Genomic DNA, 9,098 nt, shown 5'->3' with positions numbered 1-9,098 from the left:
ACCGTGCCCCACCCGGTGACGACGCCGTCGGTGTACGGCTTCTTCGCCTCCAGCCCGAAACCCGTCGCCCGGTGCCGCCGCAGCTGCTCCACCTCATGGAAGGAACCCGGGTCGAAGAGGAGCCCGATGCGCTCGCGCGCCGTCAGCTTGCCCTTGGCGTGCTGCACCTCGGTCGCCCGGTCACCGGGTCCGTGCTCCGCCGCCGCGTGGATCTCGCGCAGTTCCGCCACGCGGCCACGGAGACCGGCCTGCCCCAGCAGCTCCGGGACGGGGACGGGGGAAGTGGTCATCGACATGTCGTCAGGTCCCTTCCTGGAATGCGTTGCCGCACTATCGCCAGCTGCGCGGAGCGCGGTAGACGGGCTCCGGGCTCCACCCCGGAACGCTCCCGGCCGGAGCCCCGTCCCGCTGCCCGCCGGCGTCCGCGCGCAGGGCGAGCAGCACCACCGTGAGCGCGGCGAGCTCCTCCTCGGTGGCCCGCCCGCGCTCGATGCGCAACGCGGCCACTGCCGGTCCCGGACCGCCCATAACCCACCTCCAGCGTTTACGGCAGCATCGGCCACCCCACTGGAGCACCGCTCCGGCTCCGCTGGAGAACCGCTAGGAGGCCTGTCAACGGCTCCCCGCACGCACCGACTTCAGCCCCGCCGCCAGCGCACCCGCACAGCCCGTCCCGCTGCCGACCCCCGTCATGACGACGGCCGCCACCGTGCCCTCGGCGGCCGCGCACGCCATCTCGTACGCGGCCGCGCCCCCCGGCCCGGCACCGCACAGCACCAGCCGCCCGGCCCCCGGCAGCCGGGGCAGCGCCGAAGGGTCCCCCGGCCGCGCCGCCCGCAGGCTCACGATCCGTTCCGGGCCCCGGTGATGGCGTGCCAGGGCCTCGTACGCCCCCACGGGCACACCCGGTGTCCGCACCAGCACGATCGTGTCGGCCGACGGATCCCCGGCGCGCAGCACCGCCGCATCGGGCCCTTCCGGCACGGGCGGACGGGGCAGCACGCGGGGCACCTCGAAGCCCTGGAGGAGTTCGAGGAGATCGCCGACCGCGGACTGCGGATCGCGGTGGTCCGGCAACGCCCTCAGCAGGCGTACGCAGTGCGAGAGCAACGCGGCCGCGTCCGCGTCCCCCAGGCAGCGGCGGTCGTGGCGCACCGTGAGGGCGAGCCCGCCGTCCGCGTCGTGCCGGGCCGCGAGGGTGAGCGGCAGTCCGGGGTGCGCGCTGATGCTGCGCGGGGCGTCCACCTCGACGTCCTGGGCGCGCAGTTCCGCCAGCAGCGCGGCGGGCAGCTCGACCCGGTTGTCGAACACGATCCCGGTCTCGAAGAGTTCGGCATCGGGGTTCCGGCCGGTCCAGACCCGGACCCGGTCGGCCGGCACCCAGGCGTGGACGGCCAGGTCCAGCGCGGCGTCACGCGCCTGCCCCAGGAGACCGGCCACCGGCTCGGCGGGGTCGACGGTGACGGTCATCGGCAGCGGGTTGCCCAGCAGCCCCGGAATGCCCGCGGCGCCCTCCATGGGGATGTCCCGGGCCGACAGGTGCACGCCGAAGCTGACCGGCACCGGGCCGGCCGCACCGGCCGCCCGGTACAGCAGCAGCGCCCACACGGCGTGCAGGGCGCTGGACTCCCCCGCCCCGCGCATCGCGGCCCAGGTGCGCAGCCGGGTGGTCTGGGGCGGCCGCAGCCGCCGGTGGACGCGTCCGATGCCGCTGTCCCCGGCCGGGGATCCGTCCTCCGGAGCCTCGGGCACGGCCGGCTCCGGGGCCGGGGCGGCCGTCGCCCAGTAGGCGCGGGCGCCCTCGGTCCGCTGCCGGGCCAGCCACCGGGCGTGGTCGCGCACATCGGGGCGCCGCTCGCGGCCGGGCAGGGTGCCGCCGCGCGCGTAGGCCCGGTAGAACTCCCGCAGCAGCAGGTGGACGCCTCGCTCGTCCAGCAGCGCCCGGTGGTAGGTGAGCAGGACCCGGGTGGGCGCACGGGTGCCCCCGGGCCGGGGCGGCCCCTCCATCAGGGTCACGCGCAGCAGGCCGGGGCGGTGCGGTGCGAAGCCGCGCAGGCGGTCACGCTCGATCAGGTCGCTCCAGGAGACGGCGCCGTGGGCGAGGTGGGCGACGTCGATCTCCGCCCACTCGTGCAGCGCCAGGCGGGGCAGGTGCGTCCAGTCGAAGGCCGCCCGCAGCACGGTCTCCCGGTCGGCGACGGACAGCCAGGCGGCGGTGAACCGGGCGAGGTCGACGGGCCCCGTCCAGTTCCAGGCGACCTGCCCGACGTGCCCGCCCGCCGGCTCCTCGACGGCCGCGCGGATCAGGTCCTGCTGGTGGCCGGTCACCGTGACGGTGTCGCGCGCGCCGCCCGCCAGCGCGAGGACGTCGGCGAAGACCGCGGCTCCGGGCCGGTCCCGGCCGCCGTGCGCGTGCTCGAAGCGCAGGGTGTGACGCCCGGCGCCGGACGCCTCCACGGTCACCGTGCGGGCATGACGCTGGGTCACCCGCGCCGCCACCGCCTCGACCCGGCCGGGGTCGAGGGGACCGCACAGTTCCACCTCGACGGACGGGCCGGAGGCGTCGGGCACCGGTGCGAGAACCAACGCAAGCACCGGATCGTCACTCATCGGGGCCCTGACCCCGCGTGCACCGCATCACGTGCCCTCCCTCAGCCGGTACGGCTGCCCTCTCAGGCGAGCCGCACTCCGCTCGCCCCCGCGACGCCCTCGGGCCGTGCCATGAGGATGGAGCGCTGCAACTTGGCCAGCGCGGGCGAGGGTTCGAGCCCGAGCGTGCGGACCAGCGTGGACCGCAGCCGCTGGTAGGCGTCCAGCGCCTCGCCGCGCCGCCCGGAGCGGTAGAGGGCCAGCATGTACTGGCCGCACAGGCTCTCATGGGTGGAGTACCTGCTGAGCAGGACGGTGAGCTCGGAGAGCAGTTCGCGGTGGCGGCCCAGCTTGAGATCGGCCTCGATGCGCTGGTCCAGGGCGCACAGCCGGCTCTCCTCCAGCCGCTTGATCTGGGTGTCCAGGTGGGGCCCGGTGTGTACGTCGGCGAGCGCCGGACCGGTCCACAGGGCCAGCGCCTCGCGGAGCAGCCGGGCCCCCTCGGGGAAGTCCTCGGCGTCCATGGCCCGGTACCCCATGCCGGCCAGCCGCTCGAACTCCTGCACGTCGTGGCTGCCTTCGCCGCCCTTGAGTAAGTAGCCTCCGGGCACGGTGAGCAGGACGTCCTTGGCGGTGCGCGTGTCGTCGCCGTGCTGTTCGAGCGCGGCGGTGATCAGTTCGCGCAGCTGGAGGATGTACGTCTGGAGGGTGGGCCGGGCGCTGCGCGGGGGTTCGCTCCCCCACAGCTCCTCGGTGAGGGTGCCCACGGGCACCACCTCGTCGGCGTGCAGGGCCAGCAGGGCGAGCACCTGCCGGGGCTTGGGCGCGGTCGGTGTGATCGAAGTGCCCATTTCCCGCACGGCGAGCGTGCCGAGTACGTCGATGTCCACGCGATCTCCCCGTCATCCCTCGGCCGCCGGGACGGCCTGGAACCTCTGCTGACGGAACGATTTAAAAACAGCACGAGCGGTATGTCAATACCAAACCGTACGCCCTGTTTAGTCTCGCGCGGGGCGCCATCACACCTTGAGCCCCGACCACCTTGATCCGATAAGTTTCCCCAAAAACGGACAAAGAGCAGGGAGTCGGAGGACCCGGGAAGGGCCGGACTCCGGTCTCAGGTGCCCGAATTACCAGACCACATGGACTGTTTTATGGGGGGCAGGGGCCGGCGGCGAGGCCCGGTGAGGCACGCGGAAGCACACCGCCCCCGGCCTGCGGCGCTACTCGGCCGGACTCAGCCTCGGCAGCGCGAGCGACCACAGCTGGACCAGGCGCTCCGCGGACCGCCAGTACCGGTCGACCGCTCCGAGGGTTTCCAGGCCGATCGTCGCCGCCACGATGACCACCGCCGCGTCCTCGGCCGAGACGTCCTCGGCCAACTCTCCGTTGGCGCGCGCCTGGACGAGGGCATTGTGCACCCACTCGTACCACCAGTCGTGCAGCTTGGCCTCGCTCTTGCGCGAGGGATCGCCGCCCAGCCGGAAGCCCGCGCGCACGACCGGATCGTCGGTGACCGCGTCCATCAGCCGTCCCACGGCGGCGACGAGCTCCTGGAGCCGGCCGCCCTCCGCGGCGCGCGCGCTTTCCTCGGTCAGCGCGAGGGCGGCCACCGCGGCGGCATCCTCCACGGCGGCCGCCAGGGCGTCCTTGTTGGGGAAGTGGAAGTGCAGGGCGCCCGAACTCACGCCCGCCCGGCTGCTGATGACCGGGAGCGTCGCCATCGCGTATCCATCGGCGCCGAAGACCTCCGCCGCAGCCGAGATGAGGGCCTGACGCGTCACAGCCGCTCGCGCCTGCTTCACCATCGTGTCCTCCTCCGGGCGGGGCAGGTGAACCGGCGTAAACTCGCCCGATTCACCCTGGATTCTCCATACTGACTCGTGCACACCCTAGCAAACCGCACGGCTGGTTGGTTTATGGCCTTGAGGTGCGCTTCACCGGGTTCAGCTGATCATTTTCCATAGGGTCGGGGGTCTCGTGAGCCCGGACCTTGGAAACAGTTGGTTTCTCCAGTCGTTCTCCCCGAAAAATGCACCGTGAACCAACAAAAGAAACCGTCCGATAGGTTTCTTTTGGAGTCGGCAGCGACGTCAACTGGGGGTCGCGCGAAGGATCATGCGCCTTATGTTCACTTTTCTACCTCATCGCGCAGGGTCGAGCGCCCGCTTGAGCAGTCGAAACGGAACCAGATATTCAAGTAAACGCGCGGCTCTTGGTAAACTCTTTACTTTTCGGCCGATTGAAGAAAACCGGTAGGTCCGTATCTTAAGTGGCGTCGCCGAACACAGGTTTCAAGTCCAGACGGGGGCCCCATGAGTCTCACCACTGCTGAAGCCAGAACCGCACTCCCCGCCGCACCGCGGCTGACCAGCACGGTCGCGAAGGAGTACGTGCACCGCGACTCCGTCGCGGAGGTGTTCCTCACCGGCTGCGACTCCCGGGACGGGATGAACTTCGCGCTGACCGGCCAATGGCCCCGCGCCCATACCATGTTCCGGAGCCAGGACGGCACGAGCCACGACCCGCTCCAGGTCGCGGAAACGTTCAGGCAGGCGGGCATCTACGTCTCCCACGTGGAACTGGGTGTACCGCTCGGCCACAACTTCGTGATGTCGAGCATCACGTACACGGCCGACCCGGAGAACCTGCGCATCGCCTCGGGCCCCACCGACTTCGATCTCAACACCCGGTGCACGGACATCGTCCGCCGCCGGGGCGTCGCCAGCCGCGTCGCCTTCGAGTTCGCCCTCCGCCGGGGCGGCCGCTCCCTGGCCGGCGGCACCGGGCAGATCTCCGTGATCCCCCCGGCCGTCTACAACCGGTTACGCCAGAACCGCACCCCCCAACCGCCCCTCACCGAGCCGCACCCGGCCCGCAATCCGCTGCCGCCGGCCGTCGTCGGACGGCCGTTCACCACGGACGTCGTGCTCTCCCCCGCCCCCGGAGCCGCACCCGCCGGCAAAGCGCGCTGGCTGCTCACCCCGGACCTCGACCACCCGATCCTCTTCGACCACAAGGGCGACCACGTGCCCGGCATGGTCCTGCTCGAAGCGGCCCGCCAGGCCGCCTGCGCCGTGATGGCGCCCCGGACGTTCACCCCGGCCGCCGCCACCAACGACTTCCATCAGTACGCCGAACTCGACCGGCCCTGCTGGATCGAGGTGACCCGGGTGGAGTACGAGCCCGGCAACATCGTCACGGTGGAGGTCACCGGCCACCAGGACGGCAAGAACGTCTTCACCTCGGTGCTGACCGGCCCGGTCGCCTAGGCGGCTCTGCCCGCCGCCCGGGACCTCACCCTCGCACCGCCTTGGGTCGCTGATCCGCCCGCGCGAGAAAAGCGCAGGTCACACCCGTAGACATCGCATCACAGCGACCGAAGCGACCGAAGAACCCGCTCGCGCCCGTACGCGGAGAGCCGCGCCCTCGACAGGGCCGCGCCTCCCGCGTACAGGCGTGTCCGACGGCCCCTGTGCGGCACCGTCAGAGGTCGAAGGCGACGTGCTCCAGGTCGGTGTACTCCACGAGGAGCCCCTGCGCCCGGCGGCCGCCGTCCTTGAAGTAGATCTCCTGCAATCCCTCGGCAGCGACCTCCTGGAGCTGCCGGTCGCTGCCGCCCTGCTCCCGGAGTTCGAAGAGCCGGGCCGCGTATGTGGGCGGGAGCGCCACGGTGAGGTGGCGCAGCCGGGCGTCGTCGGTGGAGCCGGGCGCCGCCGTGTAGCCGAACCGGGCCCGGGTGTCGATGACGATGCCCCCGGTGGTCGCCGCCGCCCTGCGGGCCTTCGCCTGGATCTGCGGCTGCCAGCGCCGCTTGACCTCGCGGTCCAGGCGGGCGGCCAGCTCGGGGCGGGGCTTCTTCAGCTGGTCGCGTACGTACCGCTCGACCGTGCGCTGGGTGATCCCCAGCAGTTCGGCGGCGGCCCGGGTGCCCTTGAGCTGCTTGACGAGGTACCGCATCTGCGCACCGGCCGACTTGGGCGCGGGCCGGGTGAACGCCCGCTGGACCGCCTCGTCGAGACCTTCCCCGACCGTGTTCATCGGCTGGTTCCCCTACTCTCCGTCGTCCTTGGCGGTGACCGCGCCGTCCTTGATGTACCGGGCCAGGTTGAGCTCCGGACCGTACTCCTCCCGGACCGCCTCCGCCCACAGCGTGGTCTGCGAACCCTCGTGCTTCACCATTCCCGGGCTGACCCCGAGCCGGAAGCCCCCGGGCAGCGGTTTCCCGTCCCGGTACGGCAGGAAGTCCAGCGGGGAGGGCCCGTCCGAGGCGTAGACCGCGCAGTCCGAGAGCACGGCGACCGGGTACTGGCCCGTCGCGGCAGCCAGCCGGACCATCTTGCGGTGCATGTTGATCCGGGCCCGCGAGATGACGGCGGCCCGGATGTCGGGGCGCCAGGTCGGCCGGCTCAGCGCGGGCCACGGCTTGCCGGGCCGCCAGCCGCCGCCGCGCGGGCGCTCCCTCAGCTTGCCGATGCCTCCCTTGACGGTCGCCTTGACCGCCGACAGCACGACCGCCAGCTGCGGATCACGGTCCCGGTACCCCTCCATCGCCGCCAGGAACTCGTCGGGCGCCAGCCCCTCCCCCACGCCCAGGTCCGCCATGGTCGCCACGTACGCGTCTCGCAGCCGCTTGTACCAGCCGTCCAGATAGCGCCCGTTGGCGGGGCGCACCCACGCCTCGACGGGCGTGACCTCGTAGCCGAGCTCCACCGCGTACGCCACGGTCGGCGTCGCGTACCAGGCGGGGCCCTCCGGGCGGTCGCCCTTCGGCGTGAACGGGCTCGGCAGCAGATCCCCGTCGAGCCGGCGCCACTCCTTGCCGATCACGACGTGCGACGGGTCGACGTGCGACAGGTCCACCAGCCAGGAGCCGGGCAGCGCCGGGTCGAACGCGGGGCTGTTCACATGCACGGGTGCCTCCAGGCCGACGACCGCCCCGTTGGCGGCCGCGCCGAAGGCGAGGTTGACGTCGATGCCGACCAGGTGGCGCTTCAGGCATTCGTCGTCCGTGAGGGGCCGCGCCCAGTCGTACGCCTCCTCGAACAGCATCTCGGCCGGGCCGCGCTGGTGGAAACGGGGCAGCTCGGCGAGGAGCGGATGCCCGTCGGGGGCCTCGCAGGGGGCGCACTCGACGGGCTCGGACCCCAGCGAGCCTGGGTTGCGCTCGCTGTGCCGCTTGCCGTCCGCGTCCGGCGCGCTCGCCCGGGTCGGCGGGTGCAGCGACGTCATCAGTTCGAGCCCGGTGACGGCGGTGGAGCCCCGGGGGGTCATCACGCGCGAGGCGTACGTCCCCAGCAGCCTGACGAGTTCGGCCGGCGGCAGCTGCGAGGCGCCGTTCCAGTGGCGGACGTCGAGCGCGTTCCAGGCCGGGATGCAGAGCTGGACGCAGCTGCGGCGCGAGCCCCGGGCGGGCCGGTAGATCCGGGCCCACGGGCCGAAACCGCGCCGGGTCAGCTTCCATTCCGCCCGCGCCAGCTGCTTGTGCACCCTGTGGTCCTCCGGCAACCTCCCGGCCAGGCCCTCCTCCCGCGACAGCCGTACGGGCAGCCCGAACCGCTCGCAGGCGGCCTCGGTGAGGACGAGCAGCGGATCGGCGTCCTGCCCGCTGGGGTGCAGCCGCTCGGCACCGAGGCGCGCCTCTCCCAGGGCCCATTCGACGAGCGCGGGCAGCGACTTGGCGGGCACGTCGAGCACCAGCCCGCCCACGCAGTAGGCGAACACCTCACCGCCATCCGCGTCGACCACGGCGAGCGGCCCGTGCTCGTACGAGGAGGCGTTGCCCTTGGGCGCACGAGGTACGGGGACGGGGCCGGCGGACACGGCGGCCTCGGGTGCGGCGGGCTCGGGTGCGGCGGGCTCGGGTTGGGCGGGCTCAGGTGCGGCGGGCTCAGGTGCGGCGGGTTCCACGACGGCGGGCGCGGCGGTTCCGGTCTCGGCGGCCTCGGTCCGCCCCGCGGGCTCGACGGCCTCCGCGGCCCCCTCCTCCCCCGGATACCGGGCGGCAAGTCCCTCCAGCAGCCGGGCGTACGCGGCGCGCTTCGGCGGCCGGGGCTCGCTGCGCCCGGACTCCCAGTTGCCGACCGACTCGCGGCGGCTCCTGAGCGCCTTCGCGACCTGGTCCTGGCTCAGCCCGGCGGCCTCGCGCAGCCGCTTGCGTTCGGCCGGCGGCGGCAGCGGGTCCTGCGCGATCTGCTCCAGCAGCGCGTCGACCGCGCTGAACAGCAGCTGCTCCTCGTGGGACAAAACGATCACCTCGTGCGCCACCCTATCGAACCGCTCATCGGAACACTCGTGGATGTCACACGGATTGCGCATGCCGAGTCGGCGCCACTGGAACCGGGGTTCAGCCCGGCTGGAGACGACCGTACTGTTTTCCCGCATCCGGCGACCGGACCGGAGCGACCCGAAACCCGCTCGGTAGCTGGATCTCCGAAGAGGGAACCGCAGGTCACGCGCCCGGCCGGAACGCGGAGCGACCGAAGCGACCCAGGGATCAGATATATGCG

The 9,098-nt window shown here is 72.6% G+C and carries 8 protein-coding genes; 1 reads left to right on the top strand and 7 read right to left on the bottom strand.

All coding sequences use genetic code 11. The annotated features are described in order from the left end of the window. The 5 genes from ACFZAT_RS33005 to ACFZAT_RS32985 all read right to left on the bottom strand — a co-directional run. Window positions 1–290 (bottom strand): carboxyl transferase domain-containing protein (locus ACFZAT_RS33005; RefSeq protein ID WP_391269568.1); only part of this gene is annotated, 290 nt, incomplete at its 3' end. A 40-nt stretch (window positions 291–330) separates the two neighbouring features. Continuing rightward, entirely contained in the window at window positions 331–528 is a 198-nt protein-coding gene (locus tag ACFZAT_RS33000) for an acyl-CoA carboxylase epsilon subunit (RefSeq protein WP_391269566.1), read from the bottom strand. Window positions 529–612: 84 nt separating this feature from the next. Continuing rightward, on the bottom strand, window positions 613–2,610 hold the full coding sequence (locus ACFZAT_RS32995) for a condensation domain-containing protein (RefSeq protein ID WP_391269564.1): 1,998 nt from the start codon (window positions 2,608–2,610) through the stop codon (window positions 613–615). A gap of 62 nt (window positions 2,611–2,672) precedes the next feature. Continuing rightward, a complete protein-coding gene (locus ACFZAT_RS32990; RefSeq protein ID WP_391269562.1) occupies window positions 2,673–3,479 on the bottom strand; it encodes a BTAD domain-containing putative transcriptional regulator in 807 nt (268 codons plus the stop codon). Window positions 3,480–3,812: 333 nt separating this feature from the next. Next, the gene (locus tag ACFZAT_RS32985) at window positions 3,813–4,397 is read right to left on the bottom strand and encodes a ScbR family autoregulator-binding transcription factor (protein ID WP_391269559.1); all 585 of its coding nucleotides are present in this window, start codon (window positions 4,395–4,397) and stop codon (window positions 3,813–3,815) included. A gap of 507 nt (window positions 4,398–4,904) precedes the next feature. Here ACFZAT_RS32985 and ACFZAT_RS32980 point away from each other — a divergent pair. After that, complete coding sequence (locus tag ACFZAT_RS32980) at window positions 4,905–5,861, top strand: ScbA/BarX family gamma-butyrolactone biosynthesis protein (RefSeq protein ID WP_391269558.1); 957 nt, start codon at window positions 4,905–4,907, stop codon at window positions 5,859–5,861. Between the two features lie 214 nt (window positions 5,862–6,075). Here ACFZAT_RS32980 and tpg read toward each other — a convergent pair whose 3' ends face one another. Both tpg and tap read right to left on the bottom strand, forming a co-directional pair. Then, window positions 6,076–6,630 (bottom strand): telomere-protecting terminal protein Tpg, encoded by a 555-nt coding sequence (gene tpg, locus ACFZAT_RS32975; RefSeq protein WP_391269555.1) that lies wholly within the window; start codon window positions 6,628–6,630, stop codon window positions 6,076–6,078. Between the two features lie 12 nt (window positions 6,631–6,642). Continuing rightward, window positions 6,643–8,835 carry a telomere-associated protein Tap gene (gene tap / locus ACFZAT_RS32970; RefSeq protein WP_391269553.1) on the bottom strand — a complete coding sequence of 731 codons (2,193 nt, stop codon included), beginning with the start codon at window positions 8,833–8,835 and terminating at the stop codon, window positions 6,643–6,645. Window positions 8,836–9,098: the final 263 nt, after the last annotated feature.

The organism is Streptomyces sp. NPDC008163, from assembly GCF_042956885.1.
In the GTDB taxonomy this organism is placed as follows: Bacteria; Actinomycetota; Actinomycetes; order Streptomycetales; family Streptomycetaceae; genus Streptomyces; species Streptomyces drozdowiczii_A.
Note: the sequence above shows the minus strand (reverse complement) of the source record. Positions and strands in the feature narration are given on the sequence as shown.